Origin of the sequence: Bartonella capreoli (genome assembly GCF_902813205.1) — a bacterium.
In the GTDB taxonomy this organism is placed as follows: Bacteria; Pseudomonadota; Alphaproteobacteria; order Rhizobiales; family Rhizobiaceae; genus Bartonella; species Bartonella schoenbuchensis.
Window position 1 is genome coordinate 1 of record NZ_CADDZX010000008.1, and the last position, 23,242, is coordinate 23,242.

Annotated in this window: 18 protein-coding genes; 7 read left to right on the plus strand and 11 right to left on the minus strand. The window is 36.3% G+C overall.

Annotation, left to right across the window (positions count from 1 at the left end):
* Positions 1-929 precede the first annotated feature (929 nt).
* On the minus strand, positions 930-2,252 hold the full coding sequence (locus tag J7R05_RS06170) for an NAD(P)H-dependent oxidoreductase (protein WP_208541635.1): 1,323 nt from the start codon (positions 2,250-2,252) through the stop codon (positions 930-932).
* A 155-nt stretch (positions 2,253-2,407) separates the two neighbouring features.
* Between J7R05_RS06170 and J7R05_RS06175 the strand changes: the two genes are divergently transcribed.
* Positions 2,408-2,896: a MaoC family dehydratase gene (locus tag J7R05_RS06175; RefSeq protein ID WP_208541636.1), complete on the plus strand. Its 489-nt coding sequence runs from the start codon at positions 2,408-2,410 to the stop codon at positions 2,894-2,896.
* On the opposite strand, the gene J7R05_RS06180 is transcribed toward J7R05_RS06175, so the two are convergent.
* From J7R05_RS06180 to J7R05_RS06205, 6 genes are all read right to left on the minus strand, one after another.
* A complete protein-coding gene (locus J7R05_RS06180) occupies positions 2,893-3,552 on the minus strand; it encodes a methionine ABC transporter permease (RefSeq protein WP_208541637.1) in 660 nt (219 codons plus the stop codon). The two genes, J7R05_RS06175 and J7R05_RS06180, sit on opposite strands and share 4 nt — an antisense overlap.
* On the minus strand, positions 3,545-4,579 hold the full coding sequence (locus J7R05_RS06185) for a methionine ABC transporter ATP-binding protein (RefSeq protein WP_010704124.1): 1,035 nt from the start codon (positions 4,577-4,579) through the stop codon (positions 3,545-3,547). The genes J7R05_RS06180 and J7R05_RS06185 overlap by 8 nt, the downstream gene beginning before the upstream one ends.
* A gap of 6 nt (positions 4,580-4,585) precedes the next feature.
* Positions 4,586-5,404: a MetQ/NlpA family ABC transporter substrate-binding protein gene (locus tag J7R05_RS06190; protein WP_208541638.1), complete on the minus strand. Its 819-nt coding sequence runs from the start codon at positions 5,402-5,404 to the stop codon at positions 4,586-4,588.
* 282 nt (positions 5,405-5,686) lie between these two features.
* Complete coding sequence (locus J7R05_RS06195; protein WP_182480357.1) at positions 5,687-6,718, minus strand: aspartate-semialdehyde dehydrogenase; 1,032 nt, start codon at positions 6,716-6,718, stop codon at positions 5,687-5,689.
* 741 nt (positions 6,719-7,459) lie between these two features.
* Entirely contained in the window at positions 7,460-7,651 is a 192-nt protein-coding gene (locus J7R05_RS06200; protein ID WP_208541639.1) for a Trm112 family protein, read from the minus strand.
* Between the two features lie 13 nt (positions 7,652-7,664).
* Positions 7,665-8,327 (minus strand): LON peptidase substrate-binding domain-containing protein, encoded by a 663-nt coding sequence (locus J7R05_RS06205; RefSeq protein ID WP_010704120.1) that lies wholly within the window; start codon positions 8,325-8,327, stop codon positions 7,665-7,667.
* 766 nt (positions 8,328-9,093) lie between these two features.
* On the opposite strand from J7R05_RS06205, the gene gcvT reads away from it, so the two are divergent.
* Genes gcvT through gcvP form a run of 3 tightly spaced genes read left to right on the plus strand, consistent with a single transcriptional unit; the run spans position 9,094 to position 13,388 of the window.
* Positions 9,094-10,215: a glycine cleavage system aminomethyltransferase GcvT gene (gene gcvT / locus J7R05_RS06210; protein WP_208541640.1), complete on the plus strand. Its 1,122-nt coding sequence runs from the start codon at positions 9,094-9,096 to the stop codon at positions 10,213-10,215.
* 6 nt (positions 10,216-10,221) lie between these two features.
* Positions 10,222-10,590: a glycine cleavage system protein GcvH gene (gene gcvH, locus J7R05_RS06215; RefSeq protein ID WP_010704118.1), complete on the plus strand. Its 369-nt coding sequence runs from the start codon at positions 10,222-10,224 to the stop codon at positions 10,588-10,590.
* A 5-nt stretch (positions 10,591-10,595) separates the two neighbouring features.
* Positions 10,596-13,388 carry an aminomethyl-transferring glycine dehydrogenase gene (gcvP, locus tag J7R05_RS06220; RefSeq protein ID WP_208541648.1) on the plus strand — a complete coding sequence of 931 codons (2,793 nt, stop codon included), beginning with the start codon at positions 10,596-10,598 and terminating at the stop codon, positions 13,386-13,388.
* A gap of 437 nt (positions 13,389-13,825) precedes the next feature.
* Here gcvP and alr read toward each other — a convergent pair whose 3' ends face one another.
* On the minus strand, positions 13,826-14,947 hold the full coding sequence (alr, locus tag J7R05_RS06225) for an alanine racemase (protein WP_208541641.1): 1,122 nt from the start codon (positions 14,945-14,947) through the stop codon (positions 13,826-13,828).
* A 713-nt stretch (positions 14,948-15,660) separates the two neighbouring features.
* On the opposite strand from alr, the gene J7R05_RS06230 reads away from it, so the two are divergent.
* The 3 genes from J7R05_RS06230 (at position 15,661) to J7R05_RS06240 (ending at position 19,396) form a co-directional block, all read left to right on the plus strand.
* Entirely contained in the window at positions 15,661-16,488 is an 828-nt protein-coding gene (locus tag J7R05_RS06230) for a ferredoxin--NADP reductase (protein ID WP_208541642.1), read from the plus strand.
* Positions 16,489-16,719: 231 nt separating this feature from the next.
* A complete protein-coding gene (gene trhO, locus J7R05_RS06235) occupies positions 16,720-17,637 on the plus strand; it encodes an oxygen-dependent tRNA uridine(34) hydroxylase TrhO (protein ID WP_208541643.1) in 918 nt (305 codons plus the stop codon).
* 625 nt (positions 17,638-18,262) lie between these two features.
* Entirely contained in the window at positions 18,263-19,396 is a 1,134-nt protein-coding gene (locus J7R05_RS06240) for a type III PLP-dependent enzyme (protein ID WP_208541644.1), read from the plus strand.
* A gap of 121 nt (positions 19,397-19,517) precedes the next feature.
* On the opposite strand, the gene J7R05_RS06245 is transcribed toward J7R05_RS06240, so the two are convergent.
* From J7R05_RS06245 to J7R05_RS06255, 3 genes are all read right to left on the minus strand, one after another.
* Positions 19,518-21,089, minus strand: coding sequence for a DHA2 family efflux MFS transporter permease subunit (locus J7R05_RS06245; RefSeq protein WP_208541645.1), 1,572 nt, complete (start codon positions 21,087-21,089; stop codon positions 19,518-19,520).
* A gap of 19 nt (positions 21,090-21,108) precedes the next feature.
* A complete protein-coding gene (locus J7R05_RS06250) occupies positions 21,109-22,158 on the minus strand; it encodes an HlyD family secretion protein (protein WP_425490164.1) in 1,050 nt (349 codons plus the stop codon).
* Positions 22,159-22,331: 173 nt separating this feature from the next.
* On the minus strand, positions 22,332-22,754 hold the full coding sequence (locus J7R05_RS06255; protein WP_208541647.1) for a Fur family transcriptional regulator: 423 nt from the start codon (positions 22,752-22,754) through the stop codon (positions 22,332-22,334).
* Positions 22,755-23,242 lie beyond the last annotated feature (488 nt).

The following is a 23,242-nucleotide window of genomic DNA, read 5'->3' on the forward strand; positions in this document are numbered from 1 at the left end:
TGCAGGCTCAGTTGTCGTCTCAAATAGCTCTGCATGGTGATGTGGTTTATCAGCAAAAATTAACCAAAGCTGGTTTTTCGGGAAGTACTTTCTCAGGAGGACTACGTTATCGTTTCTGATCTATATTTGATCATATAATTCTTGCTCAAAATGAATAATATGTTGCAAACTTATAGCTATAATGTTATTATAAAAGGAGGAAAGTGTATGAAGAGACTTATTTTTTCTTTTTAACTATTTCTATTCTAGCTAATGATCTTAATAATATAGTATGCAGAGCGAATACAAAGAGTTCTAAAGAAATAAAAATAGAGAATTATCCTCAAAGTATGGATGAATTACGGCCATTCGGGCCGTCGTCAAATATAAATTTATGCCATCGTATATTAGGGATACGTGGTGATTATGTATTTACAATAACTTCTCAAAATATTGTGATTAATTTGCCTTACTCACATAGTTGGACATCCTAAGTTATGTCTATCATATAAGAATAACACCTAATTTTATTACTACATTAGGTGCTATTTCAGTGGGAATAAATTATTGAATGGCAAAGAGTGATAAATGGAAATATTGTTGGTGAAGCTGCAGTATAGAAATTTTCCAATATCAATCACTAACCACAGCATGAAGTATGGTATTTTAAGTCTTAGTTACTTTACGCTAGCTGTGAATTAAGTCAGCATGTTCGCCAAATAAATCAGCACAGAAATTTTGAACAAATTGGTTTTGGAAGCCTACCAGCTTTTAGTGGGAAGAGCAATTATTATCCTTAAACGAAGCGGATGGGAAAGATGAGCTTTGATTGCAAGGGAGGAATCTCTATAAAAGAAAAATAACATAATAGGGAACTTATATAAATAAGTTGTGAATAAATAAAATATAATTTGAATTTATATTAATCTTAATTTAGAATAATAGACATTTTATTTATAAGTATTAAATAAAAGGTCCTGCTGAGTACGAAGACGTACAATACATTGGTCCTCAAAGAGGTGAGTATTGTGTTGTGTAATGATTTCATTTTTTTTAATTTCAGATACAACTGTCGCCTTTTCCAAAAGACCACAAGGAATGGCTTTGTGTACACGTGCTTCTGAAGCGCTCATTGTCCAAGCACGGTAGCTATATAAGCCGATCGAGTCTAATTGATCACCAGGATGGAGATCCTTTTTTGCAACAGCGCAAACTTCTGCTACTGGATAATTAAGTGGTGTCATGTCCGCTTTACCATACAGTACTGCGCGTGCGCAAGTAAGTGGAACCTCCATCGAAGTTAAATGATATGGGCGATAAAAGGTGAAATATGGCCCTTCACCGACTTTCAAATCTTCCATACGCTCACATAAACGTGGATGTGCTACTTCAGCTATTACAAAAACACCAGGAGATACCCCTTGACCTGTTGAATAGTCTACAACACCATACCTATCCAAAATACCACCATCTTTTTTTGGAATAAGTACTTTGTTTAAATCTTCAAGTGATGCTTGTGGACCATGCATCCCAGGACAATCTGGAAGAAGACCTGTGGCATTAGCAATGGCTGCCATTTCAACCATTGTTTTAGAACCATCAATAAATTCAACTAACATGCGAACATTCATATTCCGTCGCAAAGCTTCTTCTTCATATAAATCTGGTGTAGCATCAAAAATAAGTGGATTATTTTTTCCTTTACCAGCTGCAACAATTTTATGCCCAAGAGCTGAAACAAACTCGATAAGTTCCATACAAGAAGAAGGTTCGTCACCAGCACCAAGCGTATAAATTAAACCTCGCTTATCCGCTTCATGTTTAAGATAAGCACCAATTGTAACATCTGCTTCAACATTCATCATGACAAGGTGCTTATTATTTTCAAGCGCTTTAAGACCAACTTTTGCACCTGTTTCAGGATGACCTGTCGCATCAACAATAATATCAATTTGTTCATGGCACAAAACAAGTTCAAGATCATCTGTAACAGCAATTAGGCCTTTTTCAATAGCTTGAGTCAAAGCTGTAGCATTTTCAACTTCACGCACATGACCTTCTTCACCATACGCTAAAACAGCAGCATTAAAAACACGTAACGGTGTTCGAGTAGCAACAGCTGCAATTATTATACCATCCATATGTACAACACTTGACAACAAATCTGTTCCCATCTCACCACAACCAATAAGTCCAATACGAATAGGTTGATAATTTTCTGCACGTTGTTTCAAATCATGTGCTAAACCCGTCAATCTTACGTTACTTGCCATTATTTTTTCCATCTGAAAAAGGAAGATTATTTATTCGCAAAACACACTTGTCTGTAAAATATTTCATCTTTTATAATTGATGCTCTAATCAATGGGTTTTATAAAAGCAAGGGAGAATATGTAAGCTTTTTGTCGAATAAAATAGGAATGACATTATGCAGCGAACAATAGCGATACAAGATATAAAAAATTTCATTGGAAAAGAAATTGGCTTATCACAATGGCGCTTAGTTACACAAGATATGATTAACCAATTTGCATCTGCAACAGATGATCATCAATGGATCCACGTAGATGAAGAAAAAGCAAAAAAAACACCTTTCGGTGGTACTATTGCCCACGGTTTTTTAACATTATCGCTACTGTCCACACTGGCTTATGAAGCACTGCCAAAATTAAAAGGTGCGACAATGGGAATTAACTATGGTTTTGATAAAATACGCTTCGTAAGCCCTGTAAAAACAGGTGCACAAATACGCGCCCGCTTTATTTTAGATAATGCAAAAATTCGCCCCTCTGGTAGAGTTGTCCTCCATTATAAAACTACAATAGAAATCAATAAATTAAAAAATCCAGCTCTTATCGCACATTGGCTTATTATTGCTATGATTGAAGAGAAAGAAATAAACTCTTTAATTTCTTAATGCTTTGTTCTATCAAATTTCTGTGCAACTCGATTACCAAACCATTGAACAAAAATATTGAGAATAATCAAAAAGATAATAACTATTGTCATAATAGAAGTATTATAACGCTGATAACCGTAGCGGATCGCCATATCGCCCAACCCCCCACCACCAAGGTATCCAGCAAGTGAAGTGGCACTGATAAGAGAAATCACCATAACCGTAAAACCAGTAATTAAACTAGGAAGCGCTTCTGGAATAAGCACATATCTAACAATTTGAAAACGACTAGCCCCCATAGAACGAACGGCTTCAACCAAACTATATTCAACTGTTTTGAAAGATAATTCTGCTATACGAGCATAAAAAGGAATAGCTGAAATAGTAAGAACAAAAATCACAGAAAAAATTCCCACACCACTTCCCACAACAATACGCGTAACAGGAAGAAGATAAAAAGCAAGAATTATAAAGGGAATAGCACGCACACTATCAATAATAATACTTAAAGGACGATTGATAAGACGTGATGAAAAAAGACTTCCATACGCAGTTGTATAAAGCAATAAGCCAAGCGGAAGACCTACAATAAGTGCCATAAAAGAAGCAGTAATTGTCATAAATAATGTATCAAAAACAGCGCCAGGAAGCTCATAAAAAAGAACATTAAACATAACCTAAAACCTCACAATATCGCCCTTTTTCTGTCAACCATCTGACTGCTTTTTCCAAAGCCACTTTGTTTTGACTTGGAAGAGCCAAAAAAAGGCGACCTATACTCTCACCTTGAACCGTATCAATACCACCATGCAAAATACGTGCTCTTAACCCCACCTCATCTTCAAGAAGACTTAAAAAAGGTTGCTGAGCAATTTCACCAGCAATATTAATTTCAATAACAGCTTCTTGACCCACTGATTTAAGTTTTTGCGCTAATTCTTTAGGAAGTTGTGGCGTTACAAGTTTCAACATAGCAATCGTTGTATCTTCTTGCGGTGATGTAAAAATATCTTTTACACATCCTTCCTCTACAATACGCCCTTGATTCAATACAACAACACGATGCGCAATAGCACGAACAACTTCCATTTCATGTGTAATAAGTACAATAGTTAAATTGAGACGATTATTAATATCCGCAAGAAGCTCCAAAATAGATTGCGTCGTTTCAGGATCAAGCGCAGAAGTTGCTTCATCTGATAATAATATTTTTGGATTAGCCGCTAAAGAGCGTGCAATTCCAACACGCTGTTTTTGTCCCCCTGAAAGTTCTGCAGGATAATGATACTCTTTTCCAGACAATCCTACCAATTCAATAAGCTCAAAAGCGCGTTGATAACGTTGTTTTTTATTTATACCTGCTAATTTGAGAGGTAACGCGATATTATCAATAACTTTTTGTGAAGATAAAAGGTTAAAATGTTGAAAAATCATCCCAATACGTTGACGATAAGGTGCCCATTCTGTTTCTGATAGATTTGAAACATTAACACCTTCAAAAAAAATACCCCCTTCATCAATTTGTTCTAAGCCATTCAAACAGCGCATAAGTGTAGATTTTCCTGCACCACTACGCCCGATAATACCAAGAATTTCCCCTGCATGAATATCAAGAGATAAGTTATCAATTGCCGGAGTAGACAACGCGCTAGAAAAATAGCGACTAACGTTTTTTAAAGAAATAAGAGCAGAGGTTTCCATTCGTAATTACCAAGATGTTTGAACAGCTGTACCAAAAACCTCTTTAAGTTTCACACGTACAGGTTCACTATTATAAGCAGCTACTAATTTCTTAACCCATGGCTCATCTTTATCAATAGTGCGCACAACAATGACATTATTATAAGGATTATTTTCTACTTTTTCCCACGCAATAACATCTTCTTGTAAGTCTAACCCAGTAATTACAGCCCAATTTGTATTTACAATCGCAATATCAAAATCATTGATTGCTCGTCCTAGGATACCAGCATCCAATTCACGAATCCTCAAATTTCTAGGGTTTTCAACAATATCAAGTGGAGATGAAAGAACATTCTGAGGATCTTTTAACTTAATGAAACCTAAAGAATCAAGAAGAAGCAAAGCTCTCCCACCATTTGATGGATCATTAGGGATACCAACACTTGCCCCGTCACGTAGATCTTTTATATCTTTAATTTTGTGGGAATAAACACCAATTGGGGAAATAAATGTATAACCAGCAACCGAAAATTTATAACCACGCTGCATAATTTGATTATTCAAATAAGGTGCATGTTGAAAAGCATTCGCATCAATATCTCCTGCATTAACAGCATCATTAGGCAAGGCGTAGTCAGAAAAATAAACAAGTTCAATATCTAGACCAGCTTTTTTAGCTTGCTCAACAGCAACTTTCCAAACAGTTGCTTCCTCTCCTTCCATAACACCAAGTTTAATTTTTGACCTATCTGCTGCCAGAGCAAAAGGAACATAGGAAAAAAATGCGGAAAGAAAAAGAGATATTCCTATTACAATATACCAAGACAATTTATTCAATGTCATATGTGTTTATCTTTCTTTTACTTTTCAAGATTTTCTAAGGGAAATTCCAATATACTCAATATTTTTGGAAAGAAAATTGAAGAGTATAAAAGCTTAATAGAATATTCAATCATTTTTATTGAAAAGATAATGTTATTTTTTGCTATGAATAGCTGTTATTCAAATAAATAGATTTTTTAAGTATTTCAATTTCAAATTGAATCGAAAAACTCTACTAATTATTTTTTTAAATCCATTCTACAAACATACAACAAGTTTTTTACCTTATATTACTGTTTTTGTTTAAGCTGCTGCTTTAGGTTTGATCAAACCATTAGAGACAAGTAATTCAGCAATTTGAATTGCATTTAATGCTGCTCCTTTTCTCAAATTATCAGCAACAACCCAAAAAGTTAAACCATTTTCAACAGTAATATCTTCACGAACGCGACTAATAAAAACATCATTTTCACCAGTGCACTCGTAAGGAGTGATATAACCACCGTCTTCACATTTATCAATAAGTTGGCAGCTTGGTGCATCACGTAAAATGGTGCGTGCTTCATCAGCACTCAATGCTTTTTCAAACTCAACATTAACGGCTTCAGCATGGCTAATAAAAACAGGAACCCGAACAGCAGTAGCTGTTAATTTGATCCTAGGATCAAGAATCTTTTTTGTTTCAGCCATTACTTTCCATTCCTCTTTAGTATAACCATCTTCCATAAAAACATCGATGTGGGGAATGATATTAAAAGCAATGCGTTTGGTGAATTTTTTTGATGAAATTGGATCGGCAACAAAAACTGCTCTTGATTGTTCAAACAACTCATCCATCCCCGCTTTACCAGCTCCAGAAACTGATTGATAAGTAGAGACAACAACGCGCTTAATAATTGCTGCATCGTGAAGAGGCTTTAAAGCCACAACAAGTTGAATTGTTGAACAATTAGGATTAGCAATAATATTATGTTTAGAAAAACCGCTTATAGCTTTTGCATTAACTTCAGGTACAATTAAAGGCACATCAGGATTATAACGCCAAGTAGACGAATTATCGATTACCACACAACCGGCTGCACCAATTTTGGGAGCATATTCTTTAGAAACGCTTCCTCCAGCAGACATAAGGCATAAATCTGTATCAGAAAAATCATATGTATCAAGTGCTTTTACTTTTAAAGTTTTATCACCATAAGAAACACTTTGCCCTAATGAACGCCGTGAAGCTAAAGGAACTATTTCACTGGCAGGAAAACCTCTCTCTTCCAAAATTGCCAACATTTCACGACCAACATTTCCGGTTGCACCAACAACTGCGACTTTGAAATTCATTTTTCTACACTCCTATCCTTTCCCGTTGTACAAAACTAACATCTTATCAACCTCTTTCTTTGTACTGTAACCAGGAAAAGATAAGTTAGTTAGAGGCATAAAATAATCTTCACGTTGTTCCCAAGCTCAATTCAGCACTTCATAGTGATTTAATTGGTCAGCTATGCATATGTTTATTATGGTCATAACACTATAACGGCTTCACTTTGTAATGTACCGTTTCTTTTAAATTTTTGAAAATAAGAAAAATCTTGAACATTATATATCAAGCTATACAAATACCTTCTTGATACAAGCTTTAGTTTATTGAGTTCATTACTTTTTGTCAATTGTTGTACTTTAAAACTTTTGAATTCTAAATAGTGCCTCTACAATATATTGATCTTATATTGACCCTATTTTGTACCCATCAAATCTTCTTCGTTTCATTATTAAAATGCGAAGCTATACATAAATCATTTTCAATGATTTTTAAAACCTGCTTGGAATTGCCAAATTATTTCCACTGTTCATCAGAACAAACAATCAAAATCTTTATTTTACTTACCATACAAAATTAGTTCATTTTCCAACCACAAACAGCAGACCTAATTCTCACATTTCCAATATAATATGGAAAATATAATCTCATTTTAATTAAAGCATTCCTTTTGTAAAAAAGAATGCATAAAGATTGGTTAGGGAAGAATTTATACAGGTATTAATTTGATCTATAAATTACTTCTTAAATAAAAAAGTTATTTATTTTTCATTTAGTTGTAAAGAACGAGCTTCTGAAGCAAGCATAATAGGAACACCGTCACGAATAGGATAAGCCAATTGCGCTTTAAGTGAAATCAACTCTTGTGTTTTTCGATTTAAAGAAAGTGTTCCTCCTGTAATCGGACAAACAAGCAATTCAAGCATTTTGGGATCAGTAATCATTTTTTTCATATTTTCAGATCCATTAATTTAAACGATTATATGTTCCTTTTTCTTTCATCAGTGAACGCTCAGTTAAAGCAAGAAGAGTTTGAGCACGGCTTGCAATGTCTGGCGCTTCTAACAAGGCTTGTTTTTCTGCAGGTGCAAAAGGTATAAGAATTGAGAGAGTATCCACCAATACGGATGTAGGCGTTTGTATAATACTATTCCAATGATGTTCCATTTCATGGATAGTTAGATAATGCTCAACAGTACTTAATAAATTTTCTCGGTTAATGTTTTCTGAAACATCAGATTCTTGCAGATCTTTCGTATTTGATCGAATAATAGCAACCCTATAAGATTTTGTGTTCATCAATTCTTGCTCCAAAGTGAAACGGCAAATTCCCTGAAGCACAATGAAGAGTCGTCCATTACCGGTTTCATTGTAATTTGTAATACGACCGATACATCCTATTTTATAAAGTTGTTTAGATAAGCTATCTATATCTGATGAAAGTGGTTGAATCATTCCTAATAGACGATTGGATGCCATAACGTCTTCAACCATTTCAAGAGTACTTGGTTCAAAAATATTAAGTGATAGAAAACCACCCGGTAACAACAATGCACCTTCTAAGGGAAAAAGAGCAATCTGCTTTGGCAAATCATTTTCACAATTATAATAGATATTGCCAGCTTTCATGGATATTTGTGACCTTTATCTGATGTAAGTTTAGTGCCAAAGTAACCACAGTTTATAATATCATTTGGTTATAAGAAAGACTATATTTATAAATTAACTTATCTCTATAAGATACTTTATTATCTATGAACGATGATAAAAAACTGCAACTTTGTATTTTTTCATTTACAAGAGAAAATATAAAAGAAAGTGGAAGTAATCGTATGAGATGCCTTTAAGTAAAGCTCTGCAACTCACTCAAAAAATACCCACTATTAGATATTATCAAGCCTCATCATTGTAATTGGATTATTGCTAAACAATATAATGCTTCTTTAAAATTTTAAATTGTCTTTTTTATTTATAATCCTTGTACTTTCCCCTGTTATATTTTAACGCAGTAAATTATTAAAAAAGAATCCACATAATTTCAAAATCTTTTAAATAGCCTATGTATATCAAAAAATTTAAAATTTAGGGAATACTAATCAATTTGCTAATGACAGTGTGGAGAAGATAGAATATAAATAACAATATGTCAGAAAGAGCGTTATCATCACTTTCTTAGTCTTATGCGTAAGATAAGCAAAACGCAAATTTTCATGCCTGTCACTAAAGGGGAAAGTCTATAATTTTTAAAAAACTATAAGGGCTATAAAAAGCTAATTTGAAAAGTGGCTAGATCTATGCCAAAGGCTTAAGCTTTTTAGCAAATCCCTTAAGGCTTATGACAAACAAGAATAAAAGTTACCATATTATGTAGTGATGGTGCGACTTTGGAGAAATTATGAATACACTATCGCAAAAACCTGAAACATCTTCTTTTAAAAATCTTCCCTTACATGAATTACACGAAAAAGCAGGAGCAAAATTTGGTCCTTTTGCTGGTTGGATGATGCCTTTAACTTATCCTCTAGGAGTTTTAAAAGAACATCTCCACACTCGTGCTCATGCCGGTCTTTTTGATATTTCTCATATGAAATTGATCGTTGTTGAAGGGCCACAATCAGCCGAATTTTTATCCTACGCCCTTCCTGTGGATGCTGCACTTTTGAAAGAGCGCCAATCACGATATAACTATTTACTTAATGAACAGGCTGGTATTCTTGATGACCTCATTCTTACTCGTTTAGAAAATCACCGTTTTATACTGGTCGTTAATGCAGGTAATGCACAAGCTGATCTTGCTGAACTAAAAAAACGCGCCACCAACTTTGATTGTCATGTGAGTGCGCTTGAGAGAGTACTTCTTGCTCTTCAAGGGCCACAAGCTGCGTCTGTTATAGCTGATGCGGGTTTACCTGGTAATGAACTGTTATTTATGCAAGGGTTTGAACCACGCAAAGATTGGTTTGTAACACGTTCTGGTTATACAGGGGAAGACGGTTTTGAAATTGCGTTGCCAGAAGATCAAGCCCAGGAATTAGCAGAAAAATTGCTCAGTGATTGTCGTGTTGAATGGATTGGTCTTGCAGCGCGTGATAGTCTTCGGTTAGAAGCGGGGTTGTGTTTACATGGCAACGATATTACATCTGACATCACCCCTATTGAAGCTGCACTGACATGGGCTGTTTCCAAAAATGTTCGTGAAAAAGCTGCGTTTTATGGAGCGAAAGCTTTTCTTGAAGCATATGAAAAGGGGCCATCACGCTGTCGCGTTGGTTTAAAGCCGCAAACGCGTCAACCTGTGCGCGCGGGTGCCGTTCTTCTAGATGATAAGGGTAACCAGATTGGAGTAGTAACATCGGGGAGTTTTGGTCCTTCTTTTAACGGCCCAGTAGCAATGGGTTATGTCCCTGTTGATTGGAAGGCTGAAGGAACAGAAGTATTTACTGAATTGCGTGGTAAAAAAATTGCGCTATCTGTTCATTTACTCCCTTTTATTAAGCAACGTTATTTTAAAGGGTAATATTCTATGTCTAAGATTTATTTTACACAAGATCATGAATGGATCAGCATTGAAGGAAAAGTAGCCACTGTTGGGATCACTCATCATGCTCAAGAACAGTTAGGTGATTTGGTTTTTGTTGATTTGCCACAAAGTGGCACACAGCTCTCTAAAGGGGATTCTGCTGCTGTCGTGGAATCGGTTAAAGCGGCTTCAGATGTTTATGCACCTATCGATGGCGAAGTTGTCGAAATTAATGAGGCATTGGTAGATGATCCTGCGTTGGTAAATCAGAAAGCCGAAAAAGAAGGTTGGCTATGGAAAATGACGCTACAAGATGAAACACAACTTGATGGGTTGCTGGACGAGAATGCTTATAAAGCGTTGATTGGATGAGTGCTATGCAAGAACGTCGTTTTTTTTCTCGGCATATTGGGATTCGACCTGGTGAAACACAAGAAATGCTAAATGTTTTAGCGCTTGATTCAGTTGACACATTGATCTCTCAAGCTATACCCCAGTCTATTCATTTAAAGCGTCCACTTAATTTGCCACAAGCGGCAAGTGAAAAACAGGCCTTAGACGAATTGTCCAAAATGATGGAGCGCAATCGTTTGCGCAAAAATTTCATTGGTCAGGGTTATTATGGAACATGTGTGCCATCTGTTATTTTACGCAATCTTTTTGAAAATCCAGCTTGGTATACTGCTTATACACCTTATCAAGCAGAAATTAGCCAAGGGCGTTTAGAGTTATTATATTATTTTCAAACATTAATTAGTGAATTGACAGGTTTGCCTGTTGCTGCTGCTTCACTTTTAGATGAAGCAACAGCCTTAGCTGAAGCCAATGCGGTGGCATTTCGCTTTGCTCGTGAAAAGAAGACAAAAATTTCGATTCAAAGTCTATTGCATCCTCAAACTTTGAGTGTCATTCAAACGCGCGCTGAAACACAGGGTATTCACATAAACACGCATGGCGAAATTTGCGCAGATACAGCGGCTATTGTTTTGTCATGGCCAGATACAAAAGGTTGCTTTAATGATTACAGTGAAGTCATTAAAGAAGCAAAAGCAAAAGGAGCGCTGGTAATTGTTGTTGCTGATCCTCTGGCGCTCACTATTATGGAGTCACCAGCAAAATGGGGTGCAGATATTGTTGTTGGCTCTATGCAACGTTATGGTGTTCCAATGGGTTTTGGTGGTCCTCATGCGGGCTACCTTGCTGTGAGTTCTGCTTTAACACGTTTAATTCCAGGGCGTATTGTTGGTCAATCAGTTGATACGAAAGGACGTGTCAGTTTTCGTTTGGCATTGCAAACTCGTGAACAACATATTCGACGTGATAAAGCTACATCAAATATATGTACAGCACAGGCTTTATTGGCTAATATGGCTGTGGCTTATGCTGTTTGGCACGGACCGCAAGGTTTACAGGCAATTGCTAAGAGAATTCACCACTTAACATGCCGTTTTACTAGTGGTTTAGAAGCAGCAGGTATACGTTGTGAAAATCGACACTTTTTTGATTGTGTCAGTATTTTTGTTGAGAGAAAAGCTCAAGAAATTGCAACTCAGGCAAAAGCAAAAGGGTATCTTATTCGTGTTATTGACAATGATAGGGTTGCAATCAATTTTGATGAATTATCAACAGAAGAAGATGCCTGTGCTTTAGCACAGCTTTTTGGGGCACAACTAGCAGACAAGTCTGATTCAAAGCTTTTGGGTAAAGAGCGTGATGCTGCTTTTCTTTCACAACCATTTTTTAGTGCGATTCATTCAGAAACAGATATGATGCGCTTTTTGCGCCGCTTATCAGATAAAGACTTAGCGCTGGATCGAGCAATGATTCCACTTGGTTCTTGTACAATGAAGCTTAATGCAGCGGCTGAGTTAATACCTGTAAGCTGGCCTGCGGTTGCTAATATACATCCTTTTGCTCCTCAAGGAGATGAAGAGGGGTATCGAGAAATGATCAGTCAGCTAAATGCGTGGTTGTGTGAGATTACAGGGTTTGCTCAAGTTTCTTTTCAGCCAAATTCTGGTGCTCAGGGTGAATATGCTGGGCTTTTGGCTATTCGTCGATATCATCAATCTCGTGGCGATCATCAACGTAATATTTGCCTTGTTCCCGCATCTGCACATGGTACCAATCCAGCTTCAGCCCATATGGCTGGTATGAAAGTTGTTGTGGTTCAATGTTTAAATGATGGCGATGTCGATATTGATGATCTTAAAGCCAAAGCACAATTGCATAAGGACTGTTTGGCAGCTTTAATGATCACTTATCCTTCAACGCATGGTGTTTATGAGGAAAGCATTAAAGACATTTGCGCTATTATCCATGAAAATGGTGGGCAAGTTTATTTTGATGGGGCCAATTTAAATGCGCTTGTAGGTCTTGCACGCCCAGCAGATATGGGAGCAGATGTTTGTCATATGAATCTTCATAAAACATTTGCAATTCCTCATGGTGGTGGTGGTCCTGGTGTTGGGCCGATTGGTGTAAAAGAGCATTTAAAGTCATTTTTACCTGGTCATGAACAGCATAAGACAACACATGCAGTTTCTGCAGCTCCTTATGGAAGTGCTTCTATTCTTGTTATTACGTGGATGTATATTCGGATGATGGGAGCAGATGGCTTGAAGTATGCAACACAAACAGCAATATTAAACGCCAATTATATTGCTGCACGTCTTTCAAAGGCTTATTCTATTCTTTATCGAGGCAAGCATGGGTATGTTGCTCATGAATGTATTGTTGATACACGTTTATTGAAAGAGCAATATGGGGTTAGTGTTGATGATATTGCAAAACGTTTGATAGACTATGGATTTCACGCACCGACTATGTCATTTCCAGTTCCCGGAACTTTGATGATTGAACCAACAGAATCAGAGCCAAAAGCAGAAATTGATCGTTTTTGTGATGCTTTATTATCTATCGCTGAAGAGGCTAAGAAAGTCGGTGAGGGTGTTTGGCCAAAAGAAGATAATCCGCTAGTAAATGCACCGCACACATTGGCAGATACTTTAGATGATCAGTGGAAAAGGGCTTATTCGCGGCAAGAGGCTGCTTTTCCTAACCACCATGTTGATCCAGCTAGTAAATATTGGCCACCTGTTTCACGCATTGATAATGTTGCCGGCGATAGAGCATTAATCTGTTCTTGCCCGCCGCCATTAACGGATTAAATATCATAAAAATCCACTCATTTTGTGTGGATTTTTAGAATTATATTAATAACGAGTGCTATCAAATTTTATAGTGTTAAAAATCAGTTTTCAGCTTATGTCATTGACTGATGAATTGGCTATTTTTTCTTTTTAAGATACAAATGTTTGTAAATTCTCATAGATTAAGTTGAGAATTTACTGCCAGTTTTATTGAATAAAAGAAGAGAAGAAGAGTTCAAACATAAGTTAAATTCCCTCTGTTTATTCAATATATATTTGACGCTGAAAATCTGATTATCTTTCTTATGAATTAATTCAATTTGATTCTTGTAGAGATAGAAAATGAGTATATCCTTGTCATTCCTAAAGGGGCTATGTTGAAGTTACAACCAGCGAGACTGCTTTTCTAAAACGCTAATTTTAGAAATTGGTTTTATTGGTAGTTTTTCGATATCTTAAATATAAATACGTTTACAACGAGCACCAAGAGAAGAAAGAATTTCGTGAGGAACGGTATTTGCATCTATAGAAACATCTTCAATTGTTTGATGTTTCCCGATAAGCTCCACCCAGTCACCTCTTTTAGGTTTGTCATGTTCAAGGTCGGTTGCATCAACAATTATAGAATCCATAGAAATCCGTCCAACAATAGGGAGTTTGTATCCTTTAAAATAAACAGAACCTTTGTTAGAAAGATTGCGCATCCATCCATCCGCATAGCCAATAGAAATAGTTGTAAGAACACTTGGCCGGCGGGTAATAAAACTCCCTCCATAGCCGATTGGCACACCTTCTTCAACAAAGCGGCTTTGAATAACCTGAGCTTCAAGTTTTAAAACAGGTTTGATGGGTACTGTGTGTTTTTTATGGAGATTGATTCCATAAAGTGCAATGCCTGGACGAACAAGATCAAAATAAAAATCTGGACCAAGGAAAATTCCTCCAGAATTAGCAAGTGAAACTTTACACGCAGGTAATTGTGCAAGCATTGTTTTTATGGTGGTTAATTGTGCATCATTAGATGAATGTGTGAAATCATCTCCATTGGAAAGATGGCTTATAATATATTTTATATCTGCTACTTCAAACAGGGTAGGGCACTTAATAAGTTGTTGTAATTCTTTTTGATCAAGACCTAACCGATTCATATTGGTATCAATTTGAACGATTGCTGGGAATTTTTTACCCTTTTCTTGACAAAGTATTTGCCAACTTTCAATTTCATGCCAAGAATTAAGAACAGGGACAATACCAGCTTGAGCTACAAATTCTTCTGCAGCAGGTGGAAGACCGTTAAGAAGAGCAAGAGTAACATCAGATGGTAAGATGTTTTTTAACTGAAGCGCTTCTTTAATTTGAGCAACAAAAAACGTACGACAACCAGCTTGATAAAGTGCAGGCGCAACTTTTTCAACACCTATCCCATAAGCGTTGGCTTTTACAACGGCTGAACATTCTGTAGGAGCAACATGTTGAGCTAAAGCTGTGTAATTGGCAACAATGGCACCAATGTCAATAGTTACGACAGCTGTATAGGGAAGCGGTGTTTTTGTTTCATAATCAACGGATTTATTCATTGTAAAATCTTATCTATATAATAAATCTGTGTCAGTAATAAACACGAGTTTTTTTGAATTGTTGCTTGTATAAACTTGTATAGAAAATTCAACTATTGTTTTTATTTTTAAAGTCATAGCGGATTATATATAATAAAAACAATCTTTAGAAATAAAATGTTTAGCTTTGATATGATCAATGGGAATATTATTCCCGATCTGTATTATGAGATTCACGTAATTCATACCATAATTAACAAACAAGCTATTTTTTGCTTAAATACATATTTTAGAAATAAAGGATATTTCCTATAATTGTAATAGTATTTATTAAATCTATAAAAAACAAAAAGCATTCTCAAGCATTGTGAGATATGTGTATTATTTATGGTAAATATTTAAATTGCTTTTAAAAGAAGAAATAAAAATTTTTGTTTTAAGGTTTAAGGCAGTCAGTTTTCCAAAATTGAATTTTGACAACAAGTCATGCTTGTTATTAGTTGTGTGTTAACGCTAGCAATATGGTATGATTGAATTGATTCATTATAAAAAAAATTTTTGGTATGACAGACATCTTTTCAGATGTTTTTATTTGATTGGTTTAAGTCCTAAAAATATTATTTTAACACTATATGTTTAAGAGGGATATTGGCAGATGGTTGTGCAGCCATTATACCATTTACAAAATTTGAAATTCAATATTCAATAAGGATATAAGGATAAGGAATGATTTTATGAGTGCTACCACCAATGTTCAATCAAACATCAGTAGTGTTGCATCAAACTTTCCGATTCCTGATAATGTATTTGCGCTCACTGTTCAGGAGGTTTGCCATTATACAGATCATTTGTTTAAATTTCGTCTGAACCGGCCAGAAACTTTTCGTTTTCGTTCAGGTGAATTTGTTATGATTGGCTTACCGAATGCAGAAAAGCCAATTTATCGTGCGTATTCAATCGCCAGTCCATTTTGGGATGAACAGCTAGAGTTTTTTTCTATCAAAGTCCCAGGAGGGCCATTGACTGAACATCTCCAAAAAATCAAAATTGGTGATACGGTTTTAATGCGTAAAAAATCTACAGGAACATTGGTTCTTGATGCTCTTATTCCTGGAAAGCGTCTTTATCTCCTTTCAACAGGTACAGGTGTTGCTCCTTTTGCAAGTCTTATTCGTGATCCTGAAACTTATGAGAAGTTCTCTCAAGTTGTGCTTGTTCAAACAACACGTGAAAAAGATGAGTTGACATATGCAAAAGATCTTGTTGCATCTTTGTACCAAGATCCCCTTATTGGTGAGTATGCAAAGCAGTTAAAATTTTATCCTATGACTACTCGCGAACCTTCAGAATATATGGGGCGCATTACTAATGTAATGAAGAGCGGTGCTTTTTTTGAAATGGCTGATTTGCCAAAAATTAATTCTGATGAAGACCGTGTAATGATTTGTGGTTCAATGGCAATGCTTAAGGATTGTGCAGCGATGTGTGAATCTTTCGGGCTTATTGAAGGGGCAAATAATGCACCGGCCACGTATGTTGTGGAACGTGCTTTTGTAGGATAGAAAAGAATCTACATCGTGCTGCTATTTATGAACATGGCATTTGCAAATTATATGAGCTAACAATATCAGAGTTTATTTTTAGATAAGAAGTGAAAGGCACTCTATTTTGAGTGCAAGGTAATTTTTCTCTATACAATAATATGATAAGTATAGTTTAATTTAAGCTCAATATATAAAGAGTTAATATGAATAAGTCTTGAAATTGAATGAAACGCGGGTTATTGCAAGAATATGGAAAAGAATTTTAAAGTTGCTGCTCTTTATTGTTTTGCAGATTTGGAACATTATCATCAATTACAAAAACCCTTGCGGGATTTATGCCAGGCAAATGGCATTAAAGGTACTTTGCTTTTAGCAAAAGAGGGTATTAATGGAACAGTTGCTGGTTCTTGTGCTGCAATTGAGGCACTAGTTCATTTTATTACTGCACAGCCTGCTTTGCAGAAGCCAGAACTTAAATATTCATGGGCATCAAAGATGCCTTTTCATCGTATGAAAGTGCGATTAAAAAAAGAAATTGTTACAATGGGGGTAGAGGGTGTTAATCCGTTGGAAATTGTTGGCACTTATGTAGAGCCTGAAGATTGGAATGCCCTAATACAAGATGAAGAAACAATTTTAATTGATACACGCAATGATTATGAATATGCATTGGGTAGTTTTCAAGGAGCAATTGATCCTCGTATTAAAACGTTTCGTGAATTTCCTGAATGGATAGCTAAGCATGAAGGTGATTTGAAAAAGAAAAAGAAAATCGCCATGTTTTGCACAGGCGGTATACGGTGTGAAAAGTCAACAGCTTATGTGCGTGGGCTTGGTTATGATCAAGTTTATCACTTAAAAGGCGGTATTTTACGCTATTTAGAAACAATGCCAAAAGAAAAAAGCCTATGGTGGGGTGAATGCTTTGTTTTCGATGAACGTGTTTCTGTAAGTCACGGTCTTGAAGAATGTGGGCGCGAATTATGCCGGGCTTGCCGTTATCCTCTTAATGCTGAAAGCAAATTATCACCTCATTATGAAGAGGGTGTATCGTGTGATGCTTGTTATAATACACGCAGTGACGCTGATAGACAGCGTTTTCGAGAACGTCATAAACAGTTCCAGTTATTAAAATCACGTGCAATGCATTCTTATCAAGAACGATGACGATTGCTGTTTTAAATATTCAAAGCTTTTATTTTTTCTTCTGTTTTAAAGGAAGGGCACTTTGAATAAGAGGTATTAGTTAGCCTATTATTGCGCGCAGAAGATAGGAATATAAGCTGATTTACGTTTTTGAATAAAGTGTATTTTGGCTATCATTTTTTGTCTAAAAATAAAAAAAATGATTGAAATAAATAAAAATTAGTCTTATACGCAACATTGCCCAAAGTCGCACGTGCCTGTGGGTGTCCGCTGGTTCTCAAATGGTGAGATTAACCGGTACGGTACCTGGAACTAACCGCTCCAGTCATTCTTACGGCCAATCGAAAGAATGAGGACATCTTGAAGCAACGACGGTGCGGGCCTTTCTGGTGTCTTCCAGCTATTTAAAATGCTGGGATAAACTATAGAGGCACACCTCATTGCCTTCAGTGCGGAAGTTTTTGTGCAACTCCAATCAAAAAGGCAGACAAAATAGAACAATGCGGTTTTCGCGCTGTTCTTTCGTTGCATACAATGCTGATTTATCCTGATTATCTGAATAATAGGGATAAAAAGAGTGGTTTGTGTGTGTTTTGTCCTTTGGTTTAAAGAGGGAGGCTCTTGCCTTCCTTAAGGAGAATTGCAAATGACAACGCAGCGTATTCGCGATTTCCTTTCAACACATCATCCAAAAGGTCCATGTTTGATTGTTGACCTTGATGTTGTTCGCGAGAATTATTTAAATTTTGAAAAAGCTCTTCCTCAATCGCGTATTTTTTATGCGATTAAAGCAAATCCAGCACCTGAAATTTTGAGTTTGCTTGCTTCTTTAGGATCATCTTTTGACGCTGCTTCTGTAGCAGAAATTAAAATGGCTTTAGAGGCAGGAGCAACAGCTGAGCGTATTTCTTTTGGGAATACTATTAAAAAAGAACGTGATATTGCTTATGCTCATACTCTTGGCATTTCTCTCTATGCGGTTGATTGCGTTGAAGAAGTGGAAAAAATTGCTCGTGCTGCACCAGGAGCTCGCGTTTTTTGCCGAATTCTTACCAATGGTGAAGGGGCAGAGTGGCCATTATCACGCAAATTTGGCTGTGTTCCTGATATGGCAGTTGATGTGCTACGCCGGGCACACCAATTAGGCTTGCAAGCATATGGTGTATCCTTTCATGTGGGATCTCAGCAGACACATTTAAACGCTTGGGATCACGCTTTATCGGATGTAGCTTTAGTTTTTGAGCGTTTGGAGAAAGAAGGTATTCAGTTAAAATTGGTTAATATGGGGGGAGGTTTTCCAGCACGTTATTTGAAAGAGATTCCTACAACCCAAGTTTATGGTATAGCGATTTTTGATTCATTAAAAAAATATTTTGGTAATCGTATCCCTGAGACGATTATTGAACCGGGGCGTGCGATAGTGGGCAACGCTGGTGTTATTCGTACAGAAGTTGTGTTGATATCCAAAAAAGCAAATAATGATAATATTCGCTGGGTTTATCTTGATGTGGGAAAATTTAATGGCCTTGCCGAAACTATGGGTGAAGCTATTCGCTATCCTATTGAAACAATTCATGATGATAAGACAATGGAGCCTTGTATTTTAGCGGGTCCGACGTGCGATTCAGCAGATGTTATGTATGAAAAAACACCCTATCTTCTTCCTTTATCTCTAACCATTGGCGATGAATTGTTAATTCACGGGACTGGTGCTTACACAACAACTTATGCATCTGTTGCATTTAATGGTTTTGAGCCTTTACGATCCTATGTAATCTAAGCTTTTTTATAAATGTATGATATTACTTTATAAAGCACACAGTTGAAATGGCAAAGGAATAAGACTGTGCTACTTAATAATCATCAGAATACAAAGTTTTTCTCACACTTTACGATGTAAATTAGTGGTTTGGAGAAATATTAGTAGATATAGCTGTCTTTTTGAGGAAGATGGTACAAAAGGTTAAGATACTAAAAAGAATAGTCATTATAAAAAAGATATCACTAAAAGCCATGGTTTGTGCTTGTATGAGAACCATATTAAAAAGTTGGAGCAAAGAAAGACCATGGGGATCAAAAGTAGCAGAGCTAAACTGCATGGTGAGATTTGAAAGCATTTCTTTTGCTTGAATATTTCCATGCTGAATAGTTTCAGCTGTTCGTCCATAATGAAGGTCAGTACGTTGTGTCATAAGAGTGCTGATAATAGCAAGCCCCACTGCACCACCAAGATTTCGTGTTAGATTGAAAAGACCAGAGGCATTTTTCATTCGCTCTGGTGGTAATGATCCAAAGGCAATATTATTAATAGGAACCATACACAACATAACTGAAATACCACGAAAAATTTGCGGCCAAAAAAGCTCCCAGAAATCCCAATCGTCTGTGATGGAAGTAGCCAACCATGTTCCCCATGCAAAGCTTGCAAGCCCTATAGCTATCATAAGACGTGCGTCCATTCGCGCAGAAAGGAATCCTGCAAGAGGAGCGGTCAAAAACATAGCTAGACCTGAAATAAAAACTGCATTTCCAATCATTAGGGCATCATAGTGACGGATTTGACTTAAATAAACAGGATAAAGATAAGTAAGGCCATAAAGACCTATCCCAAGCGTAAAAGAAAACATCGATGCGATCGAGAAATTGCGATCAGAAAAAGCAGTAAGGTCAACAATTGGTTCTTTTACAGTAAAGGCACGCCAGAAAAATACGCCAGCAGATAAGAGCATAATAATAAAAAAAGTAAAGATCAAATTATCATTAAACCAATCATGACGTGCACCTTCTTCTAGAACATATTCTAAAGACCCTAAAAAGATTGCCATAGAGATAAGGCCCCACCAGTCAAATTTAGCGAATAAGGACAAATCAGCTTTGTCAAAATCAATTAATTTCCAAGTTATAATTGAGATGATGATTCCAAAAGGCACATTAATAAGAAAAAGCCAATGCCACGATAAAGTATGACTGAGATAACCGCCTACTGTGGGGCCAATGGTGGGTGCTAGTGTTGCTACTAGTCCTACAATAGGCGAAATAATTGGAAGTTTAGAGGCAGGAAAGATTGTATAAGAAGCAACAAAAACACTGGGAATGATACCCCCACCAATAAAGCCTTGGAGTACTCTATAAAATATCATTTGTTCAATAGATGTTGCTGTGGCACAAAGAATAGATGAAATAGTAAATCCAACAGTTGATAGACTGAATAAAATACGTGTTGAAAGTAAACGCCCTAAAAAGCCGGAAAGAGGTAACATAATAACTTCTGCTATAAGATAGGAAGTTTGAATCCATGAAATTTCATCAGGACTGGCTGATAAACCCGCTTGAATTTCAGCCAAAGATGAAGAAACAATTTGAATATCTAAAATAGCCATGAACATGCCAAAAGTCATAGCAATGAAGGCTATGATTTTACGCATTTCTATACGCTCTTGAGAAGAAATAGGCGTAGATGTTGGTTCTTTCATGACGAGATCATTGATTTTGTTATAAAGAATTTTTACCTTGAGGCCTTGTCCGTGTATCGATTTTTACTAAAACACTCATTCCTGCTCGGATACGCCCACTTTTTAATGCATCGTCGGGGATGGAAATGCGCACTGGAATACGTTGGGTAATTTTAGTAAAATTACCTGTGGCATTTTGTGGTGGTAAGAGAGAAAAGACAGCTCCCGTTGCAGGTGAAATAGAAAGAACTTTGCCTTTAAAAACCTCATTTTTAAAAGCATCAACAGAAATATAAGCAGTTTGCCCACTGTAAATGTTTTTCAGCTGTGTTTCTTTATAATTTGCTTCAATATATAATGTATGGATAGGTACTAAAGCAGCAAGGCGTTGACCGTTGACAACAAAATCACCTGTTTTTGCTGTTAAATTTCCAATAACTCCATTAAATGGAGCACGCAAAATAGTTGAATCAAGGTCGCGTTTTGCTTTATCGCGCATGAGTTCGAGACTTTTTGTCTCACTTTCAATTTCATTTCGTTGAGCCTCTAGCACTCGAATATTAGCTTGCGCTGCAGCTATTTGTGCATCTGTACGAGCAACATTGGCAATGGCCTGTTCATAGGCTGATTTTGCATTGTCAAAATTAGATTGAGAAACATAATGATCAGCTTTAAGTTCTGTAGCACGCTGTAAGGTTAGTTGTGCATTAGTTGCTATAGCAGAGGCAGCCGTTTTTTGCGCTTGAGCATCATCTAAAACACTGCGGGCAGCTATAATTTGTGCATCAATGCGTGCAAGGGTTTTTTGTTGCGTGTCAAGACGAGCTTTTGTTTGCTCTAAGCTGATTTGATAATCACCACTTTCTAATCGAAATAAAACATCATCTTTTTTTACAGCTTGATTGGCTTTAACAGCAATTTCTTCGATGTATCCATTTAATTTAGGGGCAATAGCCGCTATGTCCCCTTGTACATAAGCATCATCAGTTGTAAGTACATGACGCCAGTGTGTTAACCACTTATAGCTAACCAAAAGCATAAAAAACATAAGAACAATAAAAAGAGCACTGATTATTTGCTTTTTTTCCATTTCTTTAAGGCGCATATTTATTAGAAATATTACCTCAGATATGGACATGGATTTTATACTTTCATGCGCTAAAAATGAAAAAATAGACTCTTCATTAATATGAAAAAATGCTCTGTACACAAGAGAACAGCAAGAGCTTTGCAAACAAGCAATATACTAAGTAATAAATAACATTAAACATACGAGCTTGCAAGTATAAGAGCCTCACTTTTTGTGCATTCTTTACAAGTACCTTGTACTTCGAGCGTGCTTCTATGGGCTTGGAAACCAGTGTCTTGTGTCATTTTTTGAACACCTTGCATAATTGCTTGTTCCTGCACCTCATTTACTTTGCCACATTTAACACAAATTGTAAAAATTGTTAATTCATGTTGGCAATTTTCAGGATATGAACAGGCCATAAAAGCATTAACACTTTCAAGACGATGAATACTCTTTAACTGAATGAGTCGCTCTAATGCACGATAAACTTGTAAAGGAGCACGAAACCCTTCTTCGCGTAAGCGATCAAGAATCTCATAAGCAGTTAAAGGCCCTTTTTCATTTTTTAAAATGTTTAAAACGAGCATCTGGTTATGTGTAAGTTTAGGCAACATTTACACCTTTCTTTTCATCATTTTATGAAGTATAAAGTGTACAAGATATTTATACAATGATGATTATGATACACACTTCCATATAAAATTGATTTTTATCTTTCAATTTTAGTGATATTATTATTGAATGAAGAGGTAAGTTTTTATAAAAATAGTGTTGACTCTTTAAGGATATGGGGTCTATATACATTGGAGACGAGGTCGTTAAGCCACGTGAGGTGGTTTTTTGCGCACTTGTTTTAGCATTTTAGCACATAAAGTTACGCAATTCTAGCCGGATGGTAGAGATATTTGCGTTTTTTGTCTGTGTTATTTGCAGTTTAGAACAGCGATGTCTGTTAGTTCTTTGACAAGAGAAGAAAGAAGAAAGAGAAATGTGGGCGGCATAGTCTGCAGAGGTTTTAGGCTTTTATTAGTTTAAAATTTCACACAGAATATGGCGGCACGTTTTTCAAGAGAAGATGTTAATACCGGATCTAATATTTATA